General features: G+C 45.1%; 25 protein-coding genes and 1 pseudogene. 13 read left to right on the forward strand and 13 right to left on the reverse strand.

Annotated elements, in window-relative coordinates:
• Positions 1 to 37: 37 nt before the first annotated feature.
• Positions 38 to 856 carry a peptidylprolyl isomerase gene (locus tag C2747_RS02060; protein ID WP_215332048.1) on the forward strand — a complete coding sequence of 273 codons (819 nt, stop codon included), beginning with the start codon at positions 38 to 40 and terminating at the stop codon, positions 854 to 856.
• 149 nt (positions 857 to 1,005) lie between these two features.
• Positions 1,006 to 1,569 carry a phasin family protein gene (locus C2747_RS02065; protein WP_215332049.1) on the forward strand — a complete coding sequence of 188 codons (564 nt, stop codon included), beginning with the start codon at positions 1,006 to 1,008 and terminating at the stop codon, positions 1,567 to 1,569.
• Positions 1,570 to 1,575: 6 nt separating this feature from the next.
• On the opposite strand, the gene C2747_RS02070 is transcribed toward C2747_RS02065, so the two are convergent.
• Both C2747_RS02070 and C2747_RS02075 read right to left on the reverse strand, forming a co-directional pair.
• On the reverse strand, positions 1,576 to 2,544 hold the full coding sequence (locus C2747_RS02070) for a sodium-dependent bicarbonate transport family permease (RefSeq protein ID WP_215332050.1): 969 nt from the start codon (positions 2,542 to 2,544) through the stop codon (positions 1,576 to 1,578).
• A 3-nt stretch (positions 2,545 to 2,547) separates the two neighbouring features.
• Entirely contained in the window at positions 2,548 to 3,420 is an 873-nt protein-coding gene (locus tag C2747_RS02075) for a LysR family transcriptional regulator (RefSeq protein WP_349814584.1), read from the reverse strand.
• A gap of 119 nt (positions 3,421 to 3,539) precedes the next feature.
• Between C2747_RS02075 and C2747_RS10550 the strand changes: the two are divergent.
• The 3 genes and pseudogenes from C2747_RS10550 to C2747_RS02085 form a co-directional block, all read left to right on the forward strand.
• A pseudogene (locus C2747_RS10550) lies at positions 3,540 to 4,208 on the forward strand (TerC family protein); the annotation flags it as partial.
• Positions 4,209 to 4,301: 93 nt separating this feature from the next.
• Positions 4,302 to 4,811 carry a universal stress protein gene (locus tag C2747_RS10555; RefSeq protein ID WP_285896679.1) on the forward strand — a complete coding sequence of 170 codons (510 nt, stop codon included), beginning with the start codon at positions 4,302 to 4,304 and terminating at the stop codon, positions 4,809 to 4,811.
• 154 nt (positions 4,812 to 4,965) lie between these two features.
• Entirely contained in the window at positions 4,966 to 5,355 is a 390-nt protein-coding gene (locus tag C2747_RS02085) for a VOC family protein (RefSeq protein WP_433915509.1), read from the forward strand.
• Here the strand turns inward: C2747_RS02085 and C2747_RS02090 are convergent.
• Positions 5,352 to 6,071 carry a haloacid dehalogenase type II gene (locus C2747_RS02090; protein ID WP_215332053.1) on the reverse strand — a complete coding sequence of 240 codons (720 nt, stop codon included), beginning with the start codon at positions 6,069 to 6,071 and terminating at the stop codon, positions 5,352 to 5,354. The genes C2747_RS02085 and C2747_RS02090 overlap by 4 nt on opposite strands.
• A gap of 121 nt (positions 6,072 to 6,192) precedes the next feature.
• Between C2747_RS02090 and C2747_RS02095 the strand changes: the two genes are divergently transcribed.
• Entirely contained in the window at positions 6,193 to 9,102 is a 2,910-nt protein-coding gene (locus C2747_RS02095; protein ID WP_215332054.1) for an FAD-binding and (Fe-S)-binding domain-containing protein, read from the forward strand.
• A 78-nt stretch (positions 9,103 to 9,180) separates the two neighbouring features.
• Here C2747_RS02095 and ahpF read toward each other — a convergent pair whose 3' ends face one another.
• Together ahpF and ahpC are read right to left on the reverse strand one after the other, a co-directional pair.
• Complete coding sequence (gene ahpF, locus C2747_RS02100; RefSeq protein ID WP_215332055.1) at positions 9,181 to 10,725, reverse strand: alkyl hydroperoxide reductase subunit F; 1,545 nt, start codon at positions 10,723 to 10,725, stop codon at positions 9,181 to 9,183.
• Between the two features lie 120 nt (positions 10,726 to 10,845).
• Positions 10,846 to 11,409, reverse strand: coding sequence for an alkyl hydroperoxide reductase subunit C (gene ahpC, locus C2747_RS02105; protein WP_215332056.1), 564 nt, complete (start codon positions 11,407 to 11,409; stop codon positions 10,846 to 10,848).
• A gap of 185 nt (positions 11,410 to 11,594) precedes the next feature.
• Between ahpC and C2747_RS02110 the strand changes: the two genes are divergently transcribed.
• Together C2747_RS02110 and senB are read left to right on the forward strand one after the other, a co-directional pair.
• A complete protein-coding gene (locus tag C2747_RS02110; protein WP_215332057.1) occupies positions 11,595 to 12,200 on the forward strand; it encodes a glutathione S-transferase in 606 nt (201 codons plus the stop codon).
• Between the two features lie 51 nt (positions 12,201 to 12,251).
• Positions 12,252 to 13,229: a selenoneine biosynthesis selenosugar synthase SenB gene (senB, locus tag C2747_RS02115; RefSeq protein WP_215332058.1), complete on the forward strand. Its 978-nt coding sequence runs from the start codon at positions 12,252 to 12,254 to the stop codon at positions 13,227 to 13,229.
• Positions 13,230 to 13,241: 12 nt separating this feature from the next.
• On the opposite strand, the gene egtD is transcribed toward senB, so the two are convergent.
• The 8 genes from egtD to C2747_RS02155 form a co-directional block, all read right to left on the reverse strand.
• Positions 13,242 to 14,171 (reverse strand): L-histidine N(alpha)-methyltransferase, encoded by a 930-nt coding sequence (gene egtD, locus C2747_RS02120; RefSeq protein ID WP_215332059.1) that lies wholly within the window; start codon positions 14,169 to 14,171, stop codon positions 13,242 to 13,244.
• A 37-nt stretch (positions 14,172 to 14,208) separates the two neighbouring features.
• Entirely contained in the window at positions 14,209 to 15,003 is a 795-nt protein-coding gene (phnE, locus tag C2747_RS02125; RefSeq protein ID WP_215332060.1) for a phosphonate ABC transporter, permease protein PhnE, read from the reverse strand.
• Between the two features lie 8 nt (positions 15,004 to 15,011).
• Positions 15,012 to 15,839 (reverse strand): PhnE/PtxC family ABC transporter permease, encoded by an 828-nt coding sequence (locus C2747_RS02130; RefSeq protein WP_215332061.1) that lies wholly within the window; start codon positions 15,837 to 15,839, stop codon positions 15,012 to 15,014.
• Positions 15,839 to 16,618, reverse strand: a complete 780-nt coding sequence (locus C2747_RS02135; RefSeq protein ID WP_215332062.1) for a phosphonate ABC transporter ATP-binding protein — start codon at positions 16,616 to 16,618, stop codon at positions 15,839 to 15,841. The genes C2747_RS02130 and C2747_RS02135 overlap by 1 nt, the downstream gene beginning before the upstream one ends.
• A gap of 4 nt (positions 16,619 to 16,622) precedes the next feature.
• Positions 16,623 to 17,504, reverse strand: coding sequence for a putative selenate ABC transporter substrate-binding protein (locus tag C2747_RS02140; RefSeq protein ID WP_215332063.1), 882 nt, complete (start codon positions 17,502 to 17,504; stop codon positions 16,623 to 16,625).
• Between the two features lie 45 nt (positions 17,505 to 17,549).
• Entirely contained in the window at positions 17,550 to 18,596 is a 1,047-nt protein-coding gene (gene selD, locus C2747_RS02145) for a selenide, water dikinase SelD (protein WP_215332064.1), read from the reverse strand.
• A 60-nt stretch (positions 18,597 to 18,656) separates the two neighbouring features.
• Complete coding sequence (locus tag C2747_RS02150) at positions 18,657 to 19,808, reverse strand: SUMF1/EgtB/PvdO family nonheme iron enzyme (protein ID WP_215332065.1); 1,152 nt, start codon at positions 19,806 to 19,808, stop codon at positions 18,657 to 18,659.
• Positions 19,809 to 19,923: 115 nt separating this feature from the next.
• A complete protein-coding gene (locus C2747_RS02155) occupies positions 19,924 to 21,351 on the reverse strand; it encodes a glycine betaine ABC transporter substrate-binding protein (protein WP_215332066.1) in 1,428 nt (475 codons plus the stop codon).
• A gap of 238 nt (positions 21,352 to 21,589) precedes the next feature.
• On the opposite strand from C2747_RS02155, the gene C2747_RS02160 reads away from it, so the two are divergent.
• The 5 genes from C2747_RS02160 (at position 21,590) to C2747_RS02180 (ending at position 26,036) form a co-directional block, all read left to right on the forward strand.
• Positions 21,590 to 22,015 carry a PAS domain-containing protein gene (locus C2747_RS02160; protein ID WP_215332067.1) on the forward strand — a complete coding sequence of 142 codons (426 nt, stop codon included), beginning with the start codon at positions 21,590 to 21,592 and terminating at the stop codon, positions 22,013 to 22,015.
• Positions 22,016 to 22,307: 292 nt separating this feature from the next.
• Complete coding sequence (locus C2747_RS02165; RefSeq protein ID WP_215332068.1) at positions 22,308 to 22,790, forward strand: helix-turn-helix transcriptional regulator; 483 nt, start codon at positions 22,308 to 22,310, stop codon at positions 22,788 to 22,790.
• A gap of 3 nt (positions 22,791 to 22,793) precedes the next feature.
• The gene (locus C2747_RS02170; protein ID WP_215332069.1) at positions 22,794 to 23,456 is read left to right on the forward strand and encodes a nucleotidyl transferase AbiEii/AbiGii toxin family protein; all 663 of its coding nucleotides are present in this window, start codon (positions 22,794 to 22,796) and stop codon (positions 23,454 to 23,456) included.
• A gap of 273 nt (positions 23,457 to 23,729) precedes the next feature.
• Positions 23,730 to 25,031: a tyrosine-type recombinase/integrase gene (locus tag C2747_RS02175; protein ID WP_215332070.1), complete on the forward strand. Its 1,302-nt coding sequence runs from the start codon at positions 23,730 to 23,732 to the stop codon at positions 25,029 to 25,031.
• A gap of 96 nt (positions 25,032 to 25,127) precedes the next feature.
• A complete protein-coding gene (locus tag C2747_RS02180) occupies positions 25,128 to 26,036 on the forward strand; it encodes a hypothetical protein (protein ID WP_215332071.1) in 909 nt (302 codons plus the stop codon).
• Positions 26,037 to 26,042: the final 6 nt, after the last annotated feature.

The following is a 26,042-nucleotide window of genomic DNA, read 5'->3' on the forward strand; positions in this document are numbered from 1 at the left end:
GTTAACATTGCTTCTACATTTTAGAAAAGAGTTATCCATGAAATCCCTCTCCATTTCTTATCTCACAAGCTTCGTAATGGCCTTAGGTCTTTCAACGGCGGTATATGCCCAGAATGCATTACCCGTGAATGCTGCTGCTTCCGTAAATGGGACGATCATTAGCAATGATGTTGTTGAGCAGGGTATTCAGGCGGCCTTAGCGCAGGGGCAAAAAGATTCCCCAGAGCTTCGTAATGCAGTCTTAGGAAAAATGATTGAAATCTCACTCCTTTCGCAGCAGGCTGAGAAAGATGGACTTGCTAACTCTGACAGAGCGAATAGCCAGCTGGCTTTGATTCGGCAAAATTATTTGGCAGATCTCGAGTTGTCTACTTATATGTCAAGAAATCCAGTGGGCGATGCTGACGTGCAAGCGGAGTACAACCGTGAGATTGCTTCTTTGGGTCCGCAAGGCATGATTGTGGAGTACAAGGTCAGTGACATAGCCGTTGCTACTGAGGCTGATGCACAAGCTGTCCTAGCCAGAATTAAGAAAGGCGAGTCTTTTGATAAGGTCGCTAAGAGCGTTTCACTCGCGCCGAATAAGGTGCAAGGTGGGGCTATAGGATGGGTGCAGGCTGGGCAAACCTTGCCACAGATTGCTGCTGTTCTCACAGTCTTATCTAAGGGCCAGGTTTCTCCTACTCCGATTCAGATGCCACAGGGGTGGTATTTGATTAAGTTGGAAGACAAAAAATCTAGCAAGCCCCCAACCTATGAGCAAGCTAAAGTGGCTATTCGCAATGCCATGATGCAGAAAAAGCAGTTTGAATTTCTCTCCCAATTGCGTCAGGGTGCGAATATCGTCGTGCGCTAAACCAGGGTAGCTTAGTTTGCTACACCAAAAAGGGCGCCTGAGCGCCCTTTTGTATTTCTGCCCGCCTCTACTAGTGGTATTTCTCTATCTCAATGCCTTGGATTCAGGAGTAGATTAAATAAATCACTAATTTAACGAGGGAGACATGTATGAGTAAGAACCCATTTGACTTGAATGCAATGGCAAATCAGACCAAGGCTATGAAAGCTGCTCAAGCAGCTGGCCAAGCGGCACTAACAAGCGCTCAGGAGATCGCTCAACTAAATCAGCGCGCTGCACAAGAGCTCTCCTCTCGAATGCAGGCCAAAGTAGCGGAGCTCATGAAAACGCAAGATCCTAAGTCAGCATTTGATTATGTACATGCTGAGGTGTTACAAGATGCTGCTAAAGAGGTGGCGGAGTATCAGTCCCAACTTTTTCAAGCCTTGGCTAGCGGAAATAAAGAGTTAGCAAAAATTGCCGAGACAATGATCAAAGAGTCACAACATGACTTAATTCATTTTGTGAATGAGGCCACACAAAATTCTCCTGCGGGTGCTGAGCCATACACCTCGATATTTAAAACCTCTTTTAATAATGCATTGCAGAATTTTGATCAGATTCGGGCGGCTATGACAGATTCATTTTCAAACTTTGAGAAGAGTATGGAGCATATGAATCAATTTTCGGTTGGGCAGAAAAATAGCTCTACACAAAAACCTAAAAAGAAATAGCTTCGCTTATATTACCAGCTTGGCAAGCATGGCATACAGAGGGATGCCCAAAATAATATTGAATGGGAAGGTGATGCCTAGGGACATGCCCATATAGAGGGCTGGATTCACCTCCGGCAATGCATGTCGCAACACTGCTGGTACGGCAATATAAGAGGCGCTTGAAGCAAGTACCATCAGCAAAATAGTATTGCCAAGTGGTAGGCCAATTAACTTGCACAAGCCCAGTGCGATCAAGGCATGTGAAAGCGGGGAGGCAATGGCGTAGATCAAAGTGATGGGGGGTTTGCCATATAAGCCCTTCATATTTCGTGCCGCCATTAAGCCCATATCTAAGAGAAAAAATGCGAGCATCCCCTTAAAAAGATCAATGGAAAACGGTGCCATGAGTTTTTGACCGGCATCTCCGCTCACGAGGCCTACTACCATTGAGCCAAGCAGCAGAAGCTGCGCACCATCAGTGAAAGATTCATGCAGGATTTTTGAGATGCCCGTTTGTTGAAGTCCTGATTGAGTTTGTTTTGCATGCGCAGCCCTTGCTTTATTTGCCAAAACAATCGCCAGAATGATCGCTGGGGACTCCATGAGTGCCATTGCTGCTGCCATATGACCACCATAACTGATGTCGAATTGATCTAAGTATTGGGTAGCCGTAATGAATGTGACCGCACTGACCGAGCCGTAGGTTGCGGCTACAGCTGCCGCATCAAATGTATTGAGTTTGGTTCTGAGGATTTGGTAGCCAATGATAGGAATCAAGATAGCTAAAAAGATAGCAAGGCCTAATGAGAGTGCGATCTCTGTTGTAAAGCCTGACTTATGTAGGGCAAATCCTCCCTTAAGACCTAATGCCATCAATAGGTAGAGCGAAAGAAATCGTGCAATCGGAGGAGGTATCTCCAGATTCGATTTAATGGCGCCAGCAAATGCGCCAAATAGGAAAAAAAGAATTGCTGGGTCTAGGAAATTTGCCATGATTTAACGTTTAATAATTGCTTCTACGAGAGGATGTTGAATTTTCTTTTCTGAGCGAATAGCATAAAAATATTCGTAAACATCTTTACATTGCCCAAGCATTTCAATGTGATAGGTTTCTTGTAAATCTTTCCTGATGCTTTCTACGGCTGGAAAGACTCCGAGACCACTGGCTGCAAAGGTATTTAGTAGGGCGCTATCTTCAAACTCCCCTGTAATGTTGGGGTTGATGCCGTTTTCAGCAAACCACTGATCAATCAAGTATCTCACTTTTGAGTGAGAGGTAGGCAGTAGGATAGGAAGCTCATTAAGACATTCCGGAAATGGTTTCTTAGATTGCTTGAGTAGTTTCTTGGGGCCAAACCACGCGATTGATGACTTTACTAGCTCTTCGCTGTAGACATGAAGATTTTTGTTGGCAGGAGCGGGCCTATCAGCCAATATGATATCCAAACGATGTAGTGCTAAATCAGCAAGGAGGTCCTCAAACTCACCATCGTGTGCAATGAGTTGCACATCATTCTTTTTTAGAATGGGTTGTAGTAGCTTCCGAGTCATGAGCTTGGAGAGGCCATCAGAGACGCCAACCGTAATTTTGATTTTTCGGGAGCTTGCAGCTTCTCTCACCGCTTCGGGAAGTTGCTCACCTAGGAGAAAAATTTGATCAGCAATTTCTAGGGCTGCAAATCCTGATTCCGTGAGAATGATGCCGCGACCAGCCGGCTTAAATAATAGATAGCCGAGTGATTTCTCTAATTCGTGTACCTGGGCGCTAATTGTCTGAATGGCAATATTGAGACGTTCAGCAGCTCTAGACATGCTGCCTTCTTTGGCTACTACCCAAAAGTAGTAAAGGTGGCGGTAGTTATAGACCATTTTAATTGTCAGGTTTTTACGAAATTATTATCAATATATATCTGCTTTTAACTTAAATCAAATCGGTCTACATTAACCCCATAGAGATCCATGGAATTCATGGGTGATTTTTGGAGGAGATGAAATTGGAACTATTTAGCCCGGAGTTTTTTTCGGCATTGCTGGCAATTATTGTCATTGACTTGGTGCTTGCGGGTGACAACGCGATTGTCATTGCGATGGCTGCTAGGAATTTGCCGGCACATTTGCAGAAAAAAGCCATTATCTGGGGCGCTGTTGGTGCGATTGCAGTCAGAAGTGCTATGACACTGGTGGTGGTCTATTTATTAAAGATCCCTGGATTAATGTTGATAGGCGGCTTATTGTTGGTTTGGATTGCATATCGCCTACTCAATCCCGAGCAAGAGAATGATGAGCACGGCAATGCTTCCACTACCTTTTGGGGTGCAATGAAAACCATTGTGATTGCGGATGCCATCATGGGTCTGGATAACGTACTTGCGGTAGCAGGTGCATCACACGGTAGTTATGTGCTTGTCGTATTAGGTCTACTCATTAGTATTCCAGTCGTTATTTGGGGTTCAACCCAAATACTCAAACTCGTTGAGCGTTTCCCTTCAGTGACTTACTTAGGCGCTGGTGTCCTTGCTTGGACGGCTGCAAAAATGATGATTTCAGAGCCTATCTCTCAGGAGTGGCTTGCTTCTCAGAGTCCCGCCTTGGAATACCTCATTCAAGTGCTAGTTGTATTCGGCGTATTAACTAGTGGCTTTATTAGAAGTAGACGTGCGCTTGAAGATGTCATTGCTCCTTCGGTTGTTATTCCGGAGTCTGCAAATATTGTTTCACCACAGCAGTCCACTCATTTTGGAGAAAGCAATATGAATAAAGTTCTGATTCCAGTAGATGGTTCAAAAAATTCAGAGATGGCAGTAAAGCATGCTGTAAAGACTTATAGTCAAGATCCTAATGTGTCTTTTCATTTGTGCAATGTGCAGCCTACCTTGTATCGCCACATCGGAAAATTTTTAAGTAAGCAAACAATTAATAAGTGGCATGCTGAGCGGGCAGCTCAGGCATCTGCATCGGCATCCGCTTATCTCGAAAAGCAGGGTCTGAAATTTTCATTTACCTACGTCTGCGGAGACACGGGGACTGCCATTCGTGATGAGGCTGCGCGACTTGAATGCACTCGTATTGTGGTTGGCACTGCGAAGAAAAACTCCCTGAGCCGTTTATTTGAAAACTCCACTACCGCCAAGCTACTAGAAATCAGCGATATTCCGGTAGAGGTGGTAACGGGCAACTCCTTACCTGTACTAGAGCGTTGGGGTATCCCAGCTATCGGTGCTGGTGCTGCAACAGCTCTGATAGCTGTAGTGGTCGACTAGTTTTTCCTGCTGTTCTTTTTTGCCCTCATCTTGAGGGCATTTTTTTATAAATGAATTCAGTTCATTTCTAAGCTTGCTCGGAACTTCTTCGGTATGATGGCTTGAGAGTTTTGTTTAATTATGGCCAATCATCTTGGAGATTGTTTTGAAAAATATCATCGATCGCATTGATCACATTGTTCTGACCGTAACTGATATTGAGCTCACGACTCAGTGGTATGAAAAAGCGTTGGGTTTTGAGCGCGAGTTTTTTACTGGGCCAGAAGGTCAGCCACGGTATTCATTGCGTTTCGGACAGTTAAAAATCAATCTTCAGGATAAGGATACCGAGACCCCTACCAAGGCTAAAGTACCCACGATTGGTTCAGGAGACTTTTGTTTGATTGCATCAATTCCCTTGGATGACTTTATCGCCCACCTGCAGAAGCATGCTGTTGCTATCGATGTTGGACCTGTGCCAAGACGAGGTGCTCTTGGACCCATTCGTTCGGTCTACTTGCGTGACCCAGACAATAATCTCGTAGAGGTTGCTGAATACGTCTAGTGTTGGTCTGGATCTGATGCGCCTAACTGGTGCGCAAGATCCAGAAAATCTTTTGCATGGTAGTTGGTAAATTGCTCAACATGTAGATCATTGCGCAAATGATTTTTACCAAACTCTAGTGGGCGCTCAATAAAGGCTGTTTGCAATCCACAGGCGTGGGCAGCCTCTAGATCATCCTTATGCGCTGCTACCAACATGACTTCCTCAGCTGAAAGATTGAAGATGTCCGCAACGCCTAAATAGGTTTCCGGGTCTGGTTTGTAGTGACGGAACACTTCAGCTGAAAGAATTAAATCCCAAGGTAAACCTGCATTTTTTGCCATATCAGCCAATAAGCCCATATTGCCATTTGAGAGGGTGACGATCGTGAACTGACTTTTAAGCTTGTGCAGACCCTCTACAGCCTCTGGCCAGGGATTGAGCCGATGCCAAACCAGATTGAGATCTTGTATTTGATTTTCAGATAAAGAGTGGACTTTAAAGGTCTTGAGAACATCCATCAGGATCATGTGATGAAGATCATCAATCTTGGTCCATGGTAGTTCGCCAGAGCGCACCCGAGCCATAGCCGGCCTGTAACCTTGTCGCCAGGCTGTGGCAAAAGCATCGGGGTCCACCGGAAGCCCCAGTCGATTGACCTCAGAGACTATGGAGCCATGCCAGTCAACCACTGTGCCAAATACATCAAATGCCAGTACCTTAGGTGCTTTATTCATGAGGAAGATTCTTGCTTGCTATGGGGCTTTTGTCAAACAAGGGGCTTAAACAGAAATTGCTGGGAGTTGATAAAATAACCAATGCCCTTGAAGGGGTCATTGCATCTAACAAGGATTGAATATGGGTGGTATTTCTCATTGGGAGCAGCTCAACGTTGAGCTCACAGCAGCTCTTGGAAGCTCCGTTCATTTTGATACGGCTCATCAGGCAGTTTATGCGTCAGAGGCTTCTAACTACCGTCAAATTCCGATTGGGGTTGTTACTCCGAAAAATACTGAAGAATTTGTAAAGGGTATCGAGATTTGTCATCGCAATAAGGCTCCAGTACTCATGCGTGGCGCTGGCACCTCCATGAATGGCCAGACGGTCAATAATGCGGTGGTCTTTGATATCTCAAAGTACTGCAACCATATTATTGCTCTAGATCCAGTGGCTGGTAATGCTGTTGTGGAGCCTGGGGTCATCTGTGATTCATTGCGTGATGCTGCTGAGTTGCATGGCTTAACTTTTGCCCCAGACCCCTCTACGCATAGCCGTTGCACCTTAGGCGGCATGGTGGCCAATAACTCTTGTGGCGCCCATTCCGTGATGGCCGGCAAGACACTAGAAAATACCGAAGCTCTAGAAATTCTGACATACGATGGTGAGCGTTTTTGGGTTGGCCCAACATCTGATCAAGAATTACAAGACATCATTGCAGCTGGTGGGCGTAAAGGGCAGATCTATCAGGACTTACTGACCTTACGTGATCGCTATGCTGATCTGATTCGTGCACGTTTTCCAAATATTAAGCGCCGCGTCTCTGGTTACAACTTAGATCAACTCTTACCGGAAAATGGATTTAACGTTGCTAAGGCCTTGGTCGGTACTGAGGGGACCTGTGCATTAACACTCGCTGCTAAGGTGAGATTAGTGAAGAGTCCAGCCAAACGCGTTGTGCTGGTATTGGGATTCGAAGATATCTATTTAGCAGGCGATGCCGTACCCGAGTACCAATCTTTTAATCCCATTGCAATCGAAGGTCTAGATTACAAAATCATCCGTGGTTTGCAAGAGCGTAATTTAGCAAAGGCGGAGATCGACTTATTGCCGGCTGGAAATGCTTGGGTAGTTGTGGAGTTCGGTGACGATACTATTGAGGGTGCTATTGCTCAGGCTGAAAAAGCACAGGAGTATTTCAAAACAAGAACTAAGGGCCCAATACCATCCACTTGGTTAGAGTCTGATCCATTAGTACAAAAGCGTATTTGGTCCATTCGTGAAAATGGTGCATCTGCCACCCATTTATCGATTGATCCAAATTCTCCTGACCCAGTAGTGGGCTGGGAGGATGCTGCAGTGGATCCAGCGCGTTTGGGTGAGTACCTGCGAGCTTTCCAGAAATTAGTGGACTCTTACGAATACGAAACTTCACTCTATGGACACTTTGGTGATGGGTGTATTCATGCGCGTATTACCTTTAACTTGCGATCTGTAGAAGGTGTTGCCAAATTTAGATCTTTTATTCGTGATGCGGCAACCTTAGTGGTTGCATTTGGTGGCTCGCTGACGGGCGAGCATGGTGACGGTCAGGCCAGAGCAGAATTCCTCCCCATCATGTTTGGTGAAGAGTTGATGGGTGCAATGCATGAGTTCAAGCGCATCTGGGATCCGCAAAACAAACTCAATCCTGGCAAAGTAGTTCACCCTTATCGTGTAGATGAGAATCTGCGCATGGGCCCAGAATACAAAATCGTGAATATCAAGACGCGTCTGAATTTCTTGAGCCAAGAGGGTAATGGCTTCCAGAGAGCGGTAGAGCGTTGTGTTGGTATGGGTAAGTGCCGTAGTGAAAAAGTAGGCACGATGTGCCCAAGCTATCGAGCTACAAAAGAAGAGCGCTTCTCCACTCGTGGCCGTTCACGCCTCTTTTGGGAAATGATCCAGGGCGAAGTCATTCAAGATGGCTGGGAAAGTAAAGAGCTTAAAGAGGCTCTTGATACTTGCCTTTCCTGTAAAGGCTGTAAGAGTGACTGTCCAGCTCACGTTGACATGGCTTCCTATAAGGCCGAGTTCTTGTCTCATTATCACGAGACCAATAGCAGGCCTCGTCAAGCTTTGACCATGGGCCGCATTGGCGATTGGGCGCCGCTGGCAAGCAAGTTCTCTTGGCTGATGAATGGTGTCATGCAAACGCCGGTGATCTCTACTTTTGCCAAATGGGTTGGTGGCGTAGCCCAAGAGCGTAGCCTGCCCAAGTTTGCGAACCAGTCCTTTAGAAAGCAATTTAAGTCTTCTAAGAATGCCAGCATTGGTCAAAAGAAAGTCATTCTTTGGGTAGATACATTCTGCGAGCATTTTCATCCAGAGGTTGCTAATGCAGCAGTTGAGGTACTTGCGCATGCAGGCTTTGAAGCGACCTTACCAAAAACGCCTTTATGCTGCGGCCGTCCTTTATATGATTTCGGTTATCTGGATCTTGCCAAGCAGAAGCTAGAGAAAATTCTGGATGCGATCGGCAGTGAGATTAATGAAAATCCCAATTCGCCTATTGCAGTTGTTGGTCTTGAGCCAGGCTGCATGTCGGTATTTAAGGATGAATTGCTGAAGTTTTTCCCGAATGATCCAAGAGCAACTCTTTTAGCATCGAGTAGCTATTTGTTGGGAGATTTTTTGCACGAGCAAGGATATACTCCGCCGCCGCTAGACTGCAATGTCTTAGTCCACTCACATTGTCATCAGAAATCACTATTTGGTACTAAAGGTGATGTAGCTCTGTTGGCTGCTTTAGGTGCTAAAGCAAACTTCATTGATAGTGGTTGCTGCGGTATGGCAGGTTCATTTGGATTTAATCCAGAGCATATCGGCATATCCAAAGCGGTTGGCGAATTAGTATTGCTGCCAGCAATTCGGGCTGCCGAGCAAGAAACCATCATTCTGACTAATGGCTTTAGTTGTCGAGAGCAGATTGAGCAAGAGACTGGGCGTAAGGTCAAGCACTTGGCTGAGTTGTTGCAGATGGCACATCAGGCTCAATTAGAAAAGGTGTAATGCAACACCCTCTGTTGAAATAAAAAATGCCCCGAATTGCTCGGGGCATTTTTTTTAACCAAGATTCTGTTGGTAGTCTTAGGATCTAATCAAGTAATCAAATGCAGAGAGGGATGCTTTGGCACCTTCACCCATTGCAATGATGATTTGCTTATAAGGAACAGTTGTACAGTCACCCGCAGCAAATACACCAGGCATTGAAGTCTCACCTTTTTGGTCAATGATCACTTCTCCACGAGGAGATAAATCAATCACGCCCTTGAGCCAATCTGTATTGGGGAGTAAGCCGATCTGGACAAAGATACCTTCCAGTGCCACATCATGCATCTGATTGTTAGCGCGATCTTCATATCTCAAAGTAGTTACTTTGCCATCAGCACCCAATACTTCCTTACTCAAAGCATTGGTGATTACCGTAACGTTAGGCATGCTGTACATTTTTTTCTGTAGTACGGCATCGGCACGCAACTTAGTATCAAACTCAACTAAGGTGACATGACTCACGATACCTGCCAAATCAATCGCAGCCTCAACTCCAGAGTTACCTCCACCAATCACAGCTACGCGCTTACCTTTGTAGAGTGGGCCATCACAGTGTGGGCAGTAGGCGACACCTTTACCGCGGTACTCTTGCTCGCCTGGTACATTCATTTCGCGCCAGCGTGCACCGGTACTGAGAATGACTGTCTTGCTCTTTAGTACAGCGCCATTTTCTAGGGTGATTGTAATTTCATCGCCAGTCTTACTCAAGCTCTTGGCGGTTTGTAGATTCATGACATCGACTTCATACTCTTTAACGTGCTGCTCAAGAGCCATGACTAATTTAGGGCCTTCTGTTTCTTTAACGGAGATGAAATTTTCAATACCAACAGTATCGGCAACCTGACCGCCAAATTTCTGAGCTACCACACCAGTTCTAATACCTTTACGAGCAGAGTAGATTGCTGCTGAGGCACCTGCTGGACCACCGCCAATAATTAAAGAATCATAGGCATCTTTAGCGTTCAATTTTTCTGCATCGCGTGCTGATGTGTTGGTATCCAATTTAGCGGCAATTTCTTCAACGCTCATGCGGCCTTGACCAAAGACTTCGCCGTTCAGAATCACTGTAGGCACAGCCATGATTTGGTGTTGATCTACCAAACCCTGGAAGAGCGCGCCATCAATCATTTCGTGTTCGATATCGGGATTCAGCGCGGCCATGAGATTTAGGGCCTGCACTACATCTGGACAGTTATGACACGACAAGGAGATGAAGGTCTGAAAACACTTTTTACCTTCTAGGCCTTTGATACTCTCGATCACATCTTGCTCAACCTTTGGTGGATAACCACTAGCTTGCAAAATAGCCAAAATGAAAGAAGTCATCTCATGACCCATTGGTAGGCCAGAGAATGCAATACGAGCAACTTCATCCGCCTTACCTACGGTAAAGCTAGGAATGTTTTTGCTGCTACCTGAAGTCTTTACAGTGATCTTGGTGGATTGTTCGGCAACTTCATTTAATAGCTCTAGCATTTGGGCTGAGTGCGTACTGTCATCCAAAGTAGCTTCAAGAACAATGGGGCTCTCAATTTTTTCAAAATAAGCTTTGAGTTGGGTTTTGATATTGGTATCTAACATGCTGTATTCCTTAGTATTAAATCTTGATGAGTCTATTGGGCAGGGCCTTGGCTTCCCATCCTGCCCAATAGACTCTCCGAAGAGAGTCTATTGATTACTAATTACTACTGACCTGCGGTATTAGATCTTGCCTACGAGGTCTAAAGATGGAGTCAAAGTTGCTGCGCCTTCTTTCCACTTAGCTGGGCATACTTCACCTGGGTGAGCAGCTGTGTACTGAGCGGCCTTAAGCTTGCGCAATGTCTCAGAGATATCGCGAGCGATTTCGTTTGAGTGAATTTCAGCAGTCTTGATGACGCCTTCTGGGTTAATGATAAATGTGCCACGCAACGCGAGACCTTCTTCATCGATATGCACGTCAAAACCGCGTGTCAATGTATGTGTTGGATCGCCAACCAATGGGAACTTGGCCTTACCTACTGCAGGTGAAGTCTCGTGCCATACTTTGTGTGAGAAATGCGTATCAGTAGTAACGATGTAAACCTCTGCACCCATCTTCTGGAATTCTGCATAGTTATCAGCCGCATCTTCAATTTCTGTTGGGCAGTTGAATGTAAATGCTGCCGGCATGAAAATCAAAACAGACCATTTGCCTTTGAGGGACTCATCGGAAACAGTGATGAACTTACCATTGTGGAAAGCTTGGGTTTTGAATGGAATTACTTGGGTGTTAATCAGTGACATAGGTTTTCTCCTGTAAAAATACAATAATTGATTCACAACAGGGATCATTCTAGAGACTATTTAATTATTTGCATAATGAATAATTTATATCTTAATAATCAATTTAATAGATCAGCATATAGAGCCTAGCTCTGGCCTCAAGTCTTTGTTCGATTGTTAAAAAATCCCCGTTATAAACTGGTGGTATGAAGCCGATTTTGTACTCTTACCGTAGATGTCCATATGCCATGCGAGCGCGTATGGCATTGAAATATGCTGGTATTGAGATTGAGCATAGGGAGATTGAGCTCAGAAATAAGCCGCAATCCATGCTACTCGCATCACCCAAGGGAACCGTTCCGGTTTTATGCCTCAATGGATTGGTTCTAGATCAAAGCTTGGATATCATACATTGGGCGCTACAGCAGTCTGATCCAGATGGCTGGGGAGCGGTTGATCAATTGAGCTCTCAATCTTGGATTCAAAAAAATGATGGCCCATTTAAGGTTTTACTAGATCAATATAAATATCCCAACCGATTTCCAGATCTTGATCAGGAAAGTATTCTCAATAGCGCAATTGCTCTCATGATTGAGCCCATGGAGGATGCTCTTCAATTGAGTCCCTATGTATTGGGCAACAAGCTATCTTGGGTAGATGTGGCCATCTTCCCATTTATCAGACAGTTTGCTGCAGTTGATCCTCAGCGATTTGAAGGCTTGCCATTTACTGCACTGAAGAAATGGCTCAATCAGCATCTAGAATCCGAGTTGTTTGGTGCGGCGATGGAAAAACACCCAATCTGGGTGTGATAGAAAAATCTCCATAACTGCTGAACTTAAAAAGAATTTAAAAAGATCACTTTGTCGTCAGGACCCAACATCAAATCCCATATTGAAATCGTCACGCCGGCACCATCAGGTAGTCTGCACGGAAACCGGATCACTGCCTTGCGCTGGCAGGATTTCTTGGCGAAACTCGGCTATACCGTTGTAGTTACTGAATCTTGGTCGGGTGACGATGCTGCCATGCTAGTCGCACTGCATGCCTATCGGAGCCATTCATCCATCATGGCATTTCATGAGCGGTATCCTAGTCGGCCTATTGCCCTGGTTTTGACGGGTACGGATTTGTATCGAGATATAGCAGACCATGTTGAGGTACTGCACTCAATGGAGGTGGCAGATCAATTGATCGTCTTGCAGTCCTCAGCCTTAGACTCCATTCCAGCGCATCTAAGACACAAAGCTCGAGTGATTTACCAATCCGTTCGGGTTGATGTCCCTGATCAAGTTCCGAGTGCGGATTTTCAGGTAACTGTGATTGGTCATCTACGGGATGAGAAGGATCCCTTTTGTATCGCTCGTAGTCTTCCCTTGCTGCCATTCAATTCTAAGATCAGCGTCCTGCATTTGGGGATGGCTATGAATGAGCAAATGGAGCGTACTGCGAAGGTGTATAGCGAAACTCTAGAGCGTTACCAATGGATTGGCGAGCTAAGTCATGCCGATACATTAAAGATGCTGTCTCAGAGTCGCCTGATGGTGATTTCTAGTCGGATGGAGGGTGGTGCTCACGTGGTTTCAGAAGCAATAGCGCTGGGGGTTCCAGTGATCGCTTCCGATATTCCGGGGAATCGAGGCCTGCTTGGCGATGACTATCTGGGCTACTATCCAGTCGGTAATGAGGCCGCGCTTGCCAGCCTGCTATCTCACGCTGAAACCATGCCTGATTTTTACTCTGCACTTAAAAATCAGATTGATATCCGTAGAGATCTAGTGAGCCCTGAACGAGAGATGCAATCTATTCAAGAGCTGATGGTTGAGCTACTAAAGGATTAAGCAAGGCATCTATTAGACGTTTGCAAAGCAAACTAAGAAGTACTTATTTGGATCGGTCCAGCATTGGATTTTAGTGAATCCAGCGCGACGAAGTTTTTCTACAAAATTTTCCTGAGTGTATTTGTAGCTATTTTCAGTATGAATTAAATCGCCTGCACTAAAGGAAATAATATGATCTTGACTTCCATTGCCCGGCAGAGTTACCTGCACATCAGAGCGCGCTCGCAGATGCATCTCAATACGGGACTGAGAAACATTAAAAAAAGCATGGTGCTCCCAATCCTGAAGCTCAAAGTTACTACCAATGAGTCGATTGACGTTGAGCAGGGCATTCAAATTAAATGCGGCAGTAACCCCCAAAGGGTCGTTGTAGGCAAGATGCAGTGTTTCAGTATCTTTAACCAGATCGACGCCAATTAAAAGTCCGCCATTCCCATGACACTCATGAGCCAGATTGGTAAAAAACTGATCTGCTTTTTCGGGATCAAAGTTGCCGATTGAGGAGCCTGGATAGAAGAATACCTTCCGAAGTGCTTTAAGTTCAGGAAAGGCTAGCGGCAAGCTCAAATCGATAGCATGCGCTGACATCTCAATCTGAGGAAACTGCTTTTGTAGATCGGCAACGGCGGCTTCTAAATATTCTTTTGAAATATCGAGCGCTCTATATTCTTTTGGCTTAATGCTATTGAAAAGTTGACTTCCTTTAGCGCAATTACCGGCGCCTAGATCCACTAAAACGTCACAATGCGCTACTGCATCAGCAATCTCACGCCGATAGGTACCCATGATCCATTTCTCTGTACGAGTTGGATAGTATTCCTCGAGAAGCGTAATGACATCAAAGAGATGTGAGCCGACATCATCATAAAAAAACTTTGGCGATATTGATGGTGTATCGGCAGTAAGGCTAACTAGTAATTCTTGAGTCAGTATGTGTTTCATTCGATTGATTGTCTATGAGGATGAATTGGCGGGCATCTTAACCCTGGTTATGCATCTGAATACGACGTAGTTTGTTGCTAACCATATCCACGAAGACGACTAAGAGCAGCATTGCAATGATGACGGTGGATGCTTGTGCCTCTCGAAGTAAGGAGAGTTCGTAATACAGCATCTGTCCTAGTCCGCCTGCACCCACAAAGCCCAATATCGTTGCCATGCGGATATTCATTTCCCAGCGATACAGGCTGTATGAAAGTAATTGAGGTGCGATTCCGGGAAGCGTGCCATACAAGAAGCTGGATACTCTCCCTGAGCCGCTGAGCATGAGAGCGTTACTGGGGGCTGTAGGATGATTTTCTAAGCTTTCGCCAAATAGCCTTCCCAAAACCCCGGTGGTATGGAGCGTTAAAGCTAAAGTTCCTGCAAATGGTCCAAGGCCAACAGCGAGAACCATGAGAGCCGCCCAAACTAATTCGGGGACGGATCGTAAGAAGTTGCAAATAAAGCGTGTCAGTCCTTTTGCGCTTGGACCAAGCCTACCCGATACTGGAAGTGAAAGTCCGAGACTCAAGGCGGCTGCGATGAGCGTTGCTAGAGCAGAAATCGCGAGTGTTTGTAAAATACCCTGCCAAATTTTTCCTAAGAAATCCGCGCTGAGATCAGGCGGGAAAAATCGCCCAATAAATTCCGCCATATTACGTAATGCTTCAAGTGTGAAGAGGTCGGCTGGATTGAGTGAAAGGTAAATAAAGCTGGTAATCGTTAATCCAAATATGATCAAGAGCGTTAAGAGGCACTTAAGACAAAATTGACGAGCAGGTTGAAGATTCATTGGAGTGCTCATGCCAATTGCTTTCGAATGATCAAACTGATGTAGTCAGCTAGCAATACGAGACCTAAAAAAACTATCAGGATAGTTGAGACCTCCCCACCATTGAGCATTTTCATGGACTGATCCATCAGCTGACCCAATCCGCCTGCACCGACAAAGCCCATCACCACAGAGGCTCTGACGGCGCACTCCCAGCGATAGACTGTATAAGATGCAAGCTCTTGCGCTGAGCCTGGCAATAAGCCGTACAAAAATGCCGTTATACGACTACTGCCGGACAGGATAAGGGCGCGAGCAGGAAGTGTGTTGCCAGACTCTAAAATTTCTGAGTAGACTTTGGCGAGCATGCCACCATAAGTAATTGCGATAGCCAAAACGCCTGCAATCGCCCCTAGGCCGAATACCCTTACTAATAAGAGTGCCCATACAATTTCTGGAATGCCACGCAGCACTAGCATGAGCGAGCGCGCTAGAAATCGAACAGATTGAGCAAACTGATGATCAGATGTGGGGCCAATTCGTGAAATCGAGAGGCTATAAGAAATGATGAGGCCAAGCGGTACTGCAATTACCATCGCCAAAGCAATTCCGGCAGTAGCCATGGCTAAAGTCTCTACAGTCGCTTTGATGACGAGAGATAAAAAAGTTGCTTCAATATTGGGTGGAAAAAACTGCACTAAAAAGTCACCCATGACTTGAATATTCTTCGGATCGACTAAAAGCTTGGGCTCAAATTGAGCGAGTTGCAGCATAGGCCAAAGAATGGCGATGGCAAGTAGCAAGCCCATGAAGCGATAGGGTGTTGCAGGATCTCTAGAAATAATAGATGTTTGCATTATGAGGCGGTGCTACTGGCTTGAATTGGAAGTCCTCCAAGCTCTGATGCATACAACTCTCTTAAGATTTGTTCGCTAACCTCACTGGAGGGTAGATCAAAAATGATTTCACCATCCCGAATACCAATAATGCGTGGAAACCACCGCAGGGCAATATCGACTGCATGAAGACTAGCGACAAGGGTGGCATTGCGCTTTTTTGCCTCCTCAGTCAGTACGCAAATCGTCAGGTCCGAGAGAACCGGGTCCATAGCGGACACTGGTTCGTCGGCCAAGATGAGCTGTGGTGCTTGATACATTACCCTAGCAACCCCAACCCGCTGCAACTGACCACCAGAAAGGCAGTCACAACGATCAAATAACTTATCAGTCAAGTCTAGGCGTTCTAAACATGATTGCGGGCCTGCAATGTCTACTGGGTAAACCAATGACAGGATGGATTTCCAGAGTGGCCACTGCCCCAGTCGCCCTGCCAGAATGGCAGTGATCACCCTTTGTCGTAGTGGAATTGGGGGAGCTTGATGTACTAAACCAATTTGTGAGCGTAAGCGCTTGAGGGATGGCTTAGAGAGTTTCCAGGGATTCTCTCCAAGTACCACAGCAGTCCCGAGCGATGGCTTGAGGGCGGTAGCTAAGATATTTAAGAGCGTGGTCTTGCCGGAGCCCGATGGGCCAATGATGGCGATGCACTCGCCAGCCTGAGCCACTAATGAAATTTGACTGAGTGCCGGCGTTCCGTTGCTGTGCTCAAAGCCCAGCTGTTGTAAAGAAAATCCCACGAGACTACTTAATCAATTCAGCAGAGCGAGCTGCTTTTTCGATATCGTTGTAGTTCGATGATTTAGTCGTGACATATTTACTAGCACGCTGTAGATCCATGATTTCTTTGTGGTTAGGATTATTAGCATCTAACTTTAAAAATGCCTCGGTAATTTTCTTTACCGTTGCTGGGTCAAGATCTCCGCGAACAGTCCAGTTGTAATCAAAGTAGGGCGGTGTTGTAGAGAGTACTTTTGACTTCAGCGCATTAGGATTTTTTGCTTCATTGAGCTTTACCCAAACTGACGCATTGAGCGCACCAACATCTGCCTTGCCACTAGCCACAAAAGCAACAGTTGCATCATGCGCACCAGAAAAAGCAATGTTTTTAAAATCCTTATCTGGATTGATGCCAGCTTGCATTAAGAAATAGCGCGGCATGAGGTGTCCAGAAGTTGATGACGGCGAGCCAAACGCAATCGTTTTACCCTTGAGTTCGCTTAATGTCTTCAATGGGCTATCCGCTGGAACAATAAACACGCTTGTGAATTTCTCATCTTCCACTCGTTGAATAATTGGGTTGGCAGTACCATTAGTTCTAATTTTGGTTTGAACATAAGTAAAGCCACCCAGCCAAGCCATATCAATCTTTTTGGTTGCAAGGGATTCAACTACTGCTGCGTAATCAGTTACTGGCGTGAACTCTACCTTCATACCAGTTTCTTTCGAAAGATACTCGCCTAAAGGTTTGAATTTGCGTTGCAACTCTGTTGGCGATTCATCTGGAATTGCAGATATCCGCAACACCTCTTGCGCCAGGACGGGAGTGCTTATGCTGGCAGCAATACCAAAAGCAAGTAATGCTCCAATGACGTGCTTCAATGTATTAATTTTGATTGATTTCATAAAAAATCTTTCTATGTAGGTAATTACGAATTGCGGTGTACAGATTTAGTTAACAGACAAGCCTGTGCCAGCTCCAAACTGTCCGATTTTCTGGGCGCTAGCAAAGCCGCCTAAATTGAGGATTGAAAGGACTTCCGCCTCTTGCTCCGGTGAGCAAGAAATCAGCAGGCCACCACTGGTTTGGGGGTCGGTAAGCACATTTTGTTGCCAAAGCCCCAGATTGCTTGCGAGCTGAATTTCTTTGCCATAGCCAGCCCAATTGCGCGTAGATGCGCCAGTAAAGATATCTGCTTTGACGTGCTCAATTGCTTCCTGCACAACTGGAATAGCATCCCAATGGATCTGCGCCATTAAATTAGAGCCTCTCGCCATCTCAAGTAAATGCCCAGCTAAGCCAAAGCCTGTGACATCGGTTAAAGCATGTACGCCATCTAGCTGAGATAGTGCAACACCAGGCTTGTTTAGCTTAGTAGTGAGGGCAATCATCTCTTTATAGCCTGCATCAGAGAGAACTTCTTTCTTGAGCGCAGCAGAAAGGATGCCTACGCCCAAAGGCTTGCTGAGGATGATGCTATCACCTGCTTGAGCACCACTATTACGTTTCAATTTTTTTGGATCGACAATACCAATGGCAACTAGGCCATAAATTGGCTCTACCGTATCAATCGAGTGACCACCAGCAATCATGATGCCTGCATCATTACAGACGGATTCACCACCAGCAGTCACTTGCTGGATAACTTCTAAAGGCAATACTTGAATTGGCATACCTAGTAGGGCAAGCGCAAACAGGGGTTGAGCGCCCATCGCGTAAATGTCAGAAATTGCATTGGTAGCAGCAATGCGGCCAAACTCAAACGGATCATCTACGATGGGCATAAAGAAATCCGTCGTAGCAACAATCGCCTGATTTTCATTAATTTGATAAACGGCAGCGTCTTCGTTGTTATCAGATCCTGCTAATAAAGCAGCCGGCAGATTACGCATTGGGGATGCTTTGAGGATGTCACTTAAGATGCCAGGTGCAATCTTGCAGCCACAGCCTCCACCATGAGAAAGGGAGGTAAGGCGGCCGTTATAAGGTGTAGTCATAAAGTATTAACAATTCAAATTAAAAGTGGTGGTTACCGCAACAACATGAGCTTACTCAATTTAGAGTAAACACGTACGAAAGCCGCAAAAATGATCACTTCTCTGGCCTTGATAGAAGTTACGAAATGCCACTCTTTTCAAGCGATCGGGGGTAAACGAACTGCCGCCCTTAAGCACCTGATAGCTGCCATCAAACCAGGGCTTTGAATATTCGACATAGGGATCGGCGCTAAATCCTGGGAAGGGTGCAAAAGTGCTGCAAGTCCACTCCCATAAATTGGATGATTGCCAGGCTCCCTGTTTTTGGGACATTAGTAAGCTCAGCTCATGTTCGCTAGGTAACCGTACCTGACTGTGTTCACAAAAACGCTGAGCATCAAAGTAGCTAATGTGACGAACAGCTGCTGCGAGATTTAAAGGTAGCCATTCATTAAAAATTCGCTCTAACCAATCACCCCCTTCTTTTTTCCAATGTAGTGGTGGAGTGACAGGCGTCGACTGGGCGCGATTTTCTGGTGATTCCAGAAACTCTAGATAGTTGCCATTGGTGATGGGCGCACTTGCAATATCAAATGCGGGGAGATCAATAGGGTGTGCCCACTTTTCATTATCAAAAATAAAACCAGAGCCCTGCTCGGAACCAGCTTGTATTGTCGATTTTGGAAAATGAACCCACGTTTGTACTTTAGCCTCAAACTTATTCGTATTAGTGAAGGGCGCAAAAGGCCTAGAGCGTCCCATGGTCTGCCACATATAGGCAAACGCCTCATTGTGCATATCCTGATGCAAGATCGCCAGTTGGATAAAGTAAGCCGCTTTATTGTCGATTGGTGTGCTCAGTAACGCTTGAGTACTTCCAATGACGCTGTGGTTGTACTCTAACAGGCTGTCTAAGGATGGCATTGACGTAGACCAACGATCTTGATGCGCCATCTCTGAGGAATTAAATAAGTAGTCAGCGTTCTTCATAAATGAAGGCCTACTCTCTTGGCCATCGCGATGAACCCAGAATTCATGAAACCAGGTTAAGTGCCCTAATTCCCACAGCGGGGGATTCAGGATGTCGAGCTGGGGTACTAATTGCTCTTCAGCTGCAAGGTTGCTCAGAATTTGACGGGTAATACCATTGCTTTCCTGAAGCCACTGCGCCAAGGTCGACGCAGTTGGAAATGGAGCATAAAGAAGGTAGTCGTTGCTGAAAGATTCGGACATACAGTATTTTGGGAAAAATCTTCTGTTTTGGTGAGTGATTGCAGTATAGAAGACCAATAATAAGACTGCAGTAAGTCAACTAAGGGTGTAACTAGTTCCCTTGCTTAGTCAGGCACTAGATATTTTTTGGTTTATGTTTTGGTGTCAGAATAATTTGAGCTAGCAGAGCCAATAGAGCGGCTGGTATAGCTCCAGCAAGCATGAGTGCATGATCGTTCACGGCAAGCCCAGCTACTATGCGATCACCAAATCCACCAGCACCTACCAGTGCCGCAAGGGTGCAGGTGCCAACCCCAATTACCGTTGCAGATGCTAAGCCCGTCATGATGATTGGCCGAGCATAGGGAAGTTCGATTGATAATAGTAATTGCCATTCATTACAACCAAGAGCGAGTGCCGCTTCTTTTAGGTTTGATGGGACCTCTACTAAGCTAATGTGGGTCGCATTCACAATGGGTAGCAAGCCATAGAGAAATAGAGCCAATACTGCCGGAGCCGCGCCTATCTGATCTAGTAGTGCAATCAATATCGTCAGTAGTGCAAGTGACGGTATGGTTTGCAAAATACCCGTAGCACCTAAAATCCAAGCTGTATATCGGGGTCGTCGATATGCCAGAATGCCCAGTGGAATACCGACGAGCAGAGCCATCGTTGAAGAGATTGCTACCAGCAGAACATGATCACGTAGGGCGGTAAAAAAATCTGGACCAAAGAGTAACTTAACAAATCTAGAGAGTTGGCTAGAGTTCTGTTGATCATTTGCGCTCGAGTTTAAAAATACCTGCGCTACTTTTTCAAAACTAATGCCTGCTTCAGTCATTCCGTTGAGCTTGGCCATTGTTACTTCATCTAATTTCCCCTCTAAGCTTTGTAAGGGCTTTTCATCAAAATCAGATCGCATTAACAGGACGGCATCATAGCGTGGGAATACCTTCCTATCATCTTCCAATAAAACCAGATCCTTTTGCGCAATTGCTGCATCGGTAGAGTAGGCATCCACAATATCGACATCGCCTCGTGCCAGAGCAGCATAGGCCAAGCCATGCTCTAGCACTTTCCCCGGTTTGATTGTTAAGTCGTAATTTTTAATAAGCGCAGACCAGCCATCAGCCCGAGTCTTAAATTCTGGAGATAAGGCGATTCGTAAAGTGGCTCGCTGCTCAGTACTCAGGTTTGCAATATCACTGATGCGCTTGAGGCCTAAGGCTCTTGCTTGCTCTGCCCTCATGGCAAGTGCATAGGTGTTATTGAACCCAAGTGGTATCGCCACTTTTAAGCCCTTAGGCTTAAGCCAGACATTGAGCTCGCTTAGTGATGCTTGGGTTTCTGAGCGTTTTAGAATTTCTCGCAGTATGGTGCCTGTGTATTCTGGGTAAACATCAATCTGACCCGTTGTCAGTGCTTGAATGACAATCGCAGTATTGCCCAGGCCTTGCCGATGGATGGCTTGTACGCCACCATCACGTAATGTTTGATTGACTAGCTCTCCGAGTACATAGCTTTCTGTAAAGCGCTTCGAACCAACTATGGTATTTTTTTCCATAGGCTGAGCCAATACGGAGCAGCTTATGGCTACCCCAATACATAAGCCGAGCTTCATCCAGAAAGAAAAAATAGATTTACTGAGATACAAGTGAGATTGACCTCCTCGATAACACAAGATCCCATCATAAAAGCCTTTGGCTCATCTTGCCTGAGGGCAAATTATGAGTTGTGCTGCTTTAGGGTGGCATTTACTGTTACATTGGTATTGATACAAGCCAATAGCAAAGACTATTTATATGTCAGTCGACTTAGATTTCAAAGCGCTCGTCACACAACTGGGTGAAGCAGTCATTATTTCTGATCGAGATGAAAATATCTTGTTTTGGAATGCCTCAGCAGAGCGTATTTTCGGATTTACTCCAGAGGAGGCTTTGGGTAAAACACTCAGCATCATCACGCCTGAGCGCTTTAGAGAGCGTCACTCGAAAGGCTACTTTCACACCATTCAAACCGGACACACGAAGTATGGACATACTTTACTGAGGGTTCCTGCAGTCCATAAAGATGGTCGCTCTATTTCAATTGCATTCTCGGTAAGCATGTTGTTTGATGATCAAAAGCGAGCTATTGCAATAGCCGCAATCATTCGAGATGAAACGGAGCGGTTTCAGGAGGAGCGCCAATTAAAAGCAAAGTTAGCAGCTTATGAGAGCAGTGACTGAGTTGCCAGCCTAAAGAAAAAGCCCCTGAACTTTCATTCAAGGGATTCGTATTACTGGTGGGTCGGGCGAGATTCGAACTCGCGACCAACGGATTAAAAGAAGTCATGTCTGTTCAAAAACCTATATAGCGTATGGCTTTGAGCGACCAAAAAATGAGTGTGCGATTGACTGTGCGATTGCTTTTTTGGCGCATAGCTCTAATTCTCATTTTTATATCAAGTCTCGGGTAATAGTAGATCGACCCCAATAAAAATTGTATAATATATTACACAATTTATGCTATAGTGCACTTATGAACTTACGCGAAATTGGTCTCAAAGTCGGGCAGCGTCGTACTGATCTGGGTTTATCCCAGGAGCGGTTGGCAAAACTATGCGGACTATCAAGGTCAACTATCCATCATCTAGAGAAAGGTAGTTTGAATGATTTGGGCGCAGCTAAATTGCTGTCCTTGTTATCGCTCCTAGGGCTAGATGTAGTTACACAAGAGCACAGCAAAAAGCATCATGGCTTAGATATGGCCAGCAAGACAGCCAGCGTTAGTTATAAGACTAAATTACAAAGTGGTGATTTATCTCATTCGTTAGCCTGTGGAGATCTGCCTGAAAGTATTTATCCTCATGTGGCAACGCTATTGGATGAGGCGCCACTAGAAATTATTGTGTCTGCGGTTGAGGAGGCTGCCAAAAATAATCACGTTGCACCCAAAGTGATTTGGAAGAATATTAATCGGTGGGCGCATGAGATGCAGTCTCTCAGATCGGCTTGGAATTAATTCATGAATATTATTGAACGTGAACTTCCCGAAGGGGTGTGGAGAGATTTACTTCCGCATGCGCTTTCTATTATTGAAGATATTAAAAACCACGGAACGCCCGATCCATTTTGGACTTTTGGTGGTGGTACGGTATTAATGTTTCGTTATCAGCATCGGCTTAGTAAGGATATTGATATCTTTGTTCCAGATCCACAGTACTTAGGTTTTGTCACGCCACGCTTAAGTGATATGGCTGCAGCCGTTAGCACAGACTACGTTGAAGATCAGAGCTCTTACGTGAAGTTAATTCGTCCAGAAGGGGAAATCGATTTTGTGGCATCCCCAAATCTCACTGATACCCCTTTCGAAATATGGAATATTGGCGGCCAGCAGATTCGGGTAGAAACTGCTGCAGAGATTGTGGCAAAGAAATTGTGGCACCGAGGTGACAGGGCTACCGCTCGTGATTTATTTGATCTATCATTAATTATTGAGCGAGAACCTGAAGCCTTAGTAAAAGCTGCCAAATTCTTGCAAAAGAATGCTGAGCCATTTATTTGTCAGATATCTAGCAGGGCAGAAGTATTAAAAGTGCAGTTCGCTGAGATTGATATCTTGAATTACAGGCCAAGCTATGACGAGGCAGCGCAGAGGGCGGTCACATTCCTAGGTTCACTTAAGTAAGAGTGATTGATGGATACACGGGTATTACTAAGCCCCGCAGAGCGAGGCTTAGTAATACTTGGTGGGTCGGGCGAGATTCGAACTCGCGACCAACGGATTAAAAGTCCGCAAAACAAGTTATTTATTAGTGTTGATTGATGTAGCTAAGTCATTGTTATATCAATATAAATCAACAAATACATGGGTTACAGGGCTATCTTTAATATTCCCTTAAATTCCCCTAAATAGATGTAAAATCCCTACATGACCCCTACATGGCGGAATTGAGGTTTTATGGCTACCAACAAAATAGGCTTTACCGCACCGAAAATAAGCGCTTTGGAGTGCGAACCGGGTAAATCGCAGACTATCTATTGGGATAGTCGAACACCAAATTTTGGAGTGCGTGTTACGCCTACCGGCAATAAAGCCTTCATTTTTGAAACATCTTTTAACGATAAAACCCTACGCATAACGATTGGTGATGTGAATATTTGGGCAATTGATAAAGCCCAATCCGAAGCAAGGCGCTTAAAGGTGCTGACTGACCAAGGAATAGACCCTAGAGAACAAAAAGCCGATTTAAAGGCTAAGACCATGGCAAGCAAGCTAAAGGGCATACAAGGGCTGGAAGTGTGGAAGGAATATATTGCAGACCGCACAGACCAATGGGGTGAACGGCATTTATTCGACCATAACGATATGGTCAAAGTTGGTGGTGGCAAATTCACTAGGGGATTGCGACCCGGACAACCAAAGATTAGGCAACCCGGCATTCTTGTTAGCTTGCTATCGCTACCCATTAACGAAATCACTAGGGATAAGGTGGCGCTATGGTTAAAGAAGGAAGTCCTAAAAAGACCGACCCGCGCCCGGTTAGCCTTGTCATTACTTAAAGCCTTTATCACTTGGGCTAGTGACCAACCAAAATATAAAGCACTAGTTGATGTAAATGCTTGTGACCGATTAACTAGGGAATTGCCAAGCAAGCAAGCCAAAGACGATTGTTTGCAGAAAGAGCAATTAAGACTTTGGTTTAATGGTGTTAGGCAAATCAATAACCCGGTAATTAGTTATTACCTTCAAATCTTGTTATTGACCGGTGCAAGGCGTAATGAGTTATCCACCCTAAAGTGGGTAGATGTTGATACCCAATGGCATACCGCTTTAATCAGGGATAAGGTCGAAGGTAATCGCAAAATACCGCTTACGCCCTATGTTGAGTTGTTACTTAACAACCTAAAAAGGGTGAATAAGTATGTATTCGCAAGCCCTACGGCTAAAAGTAAACATATAACCGAACCACGCATAGCCCATAAGCAAGCTATGGAAGCCATGGGATTGCCAACGCTAACCTTGCAAGGGTTAAGAAGGTCATTCGGAACATTGGCAGAGTGGACAGAATGCCCGGCTGGTATTAGCGCCCAAATAATGGGACACAAGCCTTCCGCATTGGTAGAAAAGCATTATAGGAAGCGCCCAATTGATTTATTGCGCCAATGGCATAGCAAGATTGAAAAATTCATTCTTGATGAAGCTGGCATTCCACAACCAAAAGAAGGCGCAAAACGCCTAAGGGTCGTAAATACGAAATAATAGGGATAGCCTTTGCCTAGCTTGACGAAGTGAAAATCAGGATTACCTTCCCTGACCGGCAAAGCGCTTTATTGAAGGTGCATAGAGGTATGCAAAATGGTATTAGTAACAACCGGTGACCCTAGCGAATCAGGGCAATTAGCACAACGCCAAATTGAAGGCGTATATACCCTTGATGAAGCAGTTAATACTCTTTGCCAAAATGTAGAGGTGCTAGATAGGGCGCAAAAGTTAGCCGACCTAAAAGCGCTTGTTGAAAATGGCGAAGTGCAAGTTAATCGACCCGGCACGCTAGACCTAACACCCATACCTTTGAAAGTCCGGGCATTCTACGAAGTAGCCCATTGGAATGACTTAAACAACAATTGGCTACCCAAGTATCAATTCATTGATTGGCGCTTTCCTGACCCTTTAGAACGGCTTAAACCTGATTGGTCATATTGGGATTGTGACCATTTAAGTTTGGAAAATGCCATAAGCCTATGTGTGAATATCACGCCTGATTGGATAAACAATAAAGTCATTGGTATAAAAAATAATTTAAAAATTAGTTTTGAGTATTCACCAAAGCTAACTAACGCATTGAATTGGGCGCAAAGCCCTGATTGCCTTTGGCGTTATGACAATCCAAGCGAGTTCAAATCAACCAACCAAGTGAAGTTAAGTGAGTTTGCTAGGTGGGTAGTTAAGGAAAAGCCTGATTGGGTGATACCTAGTGAATTTAGGGCGTTAGCCAAGTTGGGCGATACAAATCAATTTGGCAACCCAATCAAATTAGCAAGTGCTGAATGGAAGAAAAGGGCGCAAGCCTATGCAGAGCCATTACTTAACCAAAATCCACAATTGACCATTAACCAAGTATCGGCATTGATTCATGCAAGATTCATAGAGGAAAAAATAACCACTTCTTGGGGTAAATGCACAGAATTAAAAGTTGGCACTATCAAAGATTCGCTATCAAAAGGTATGTGGTTTAGTAGCTTTGTGGCAAATCTACGCAAGTAGGGAATT

It is taken from the genome of Polynucleobacter corsicus (assembly GCF_018688255.1).
Classification (GTDB): Bacteria; Pseudomonadota; Gammaproteobacteria; order Burkholderiales; family Burkholderiaceae; genus Polynucleobacter; species Polynucleobacter corsicus.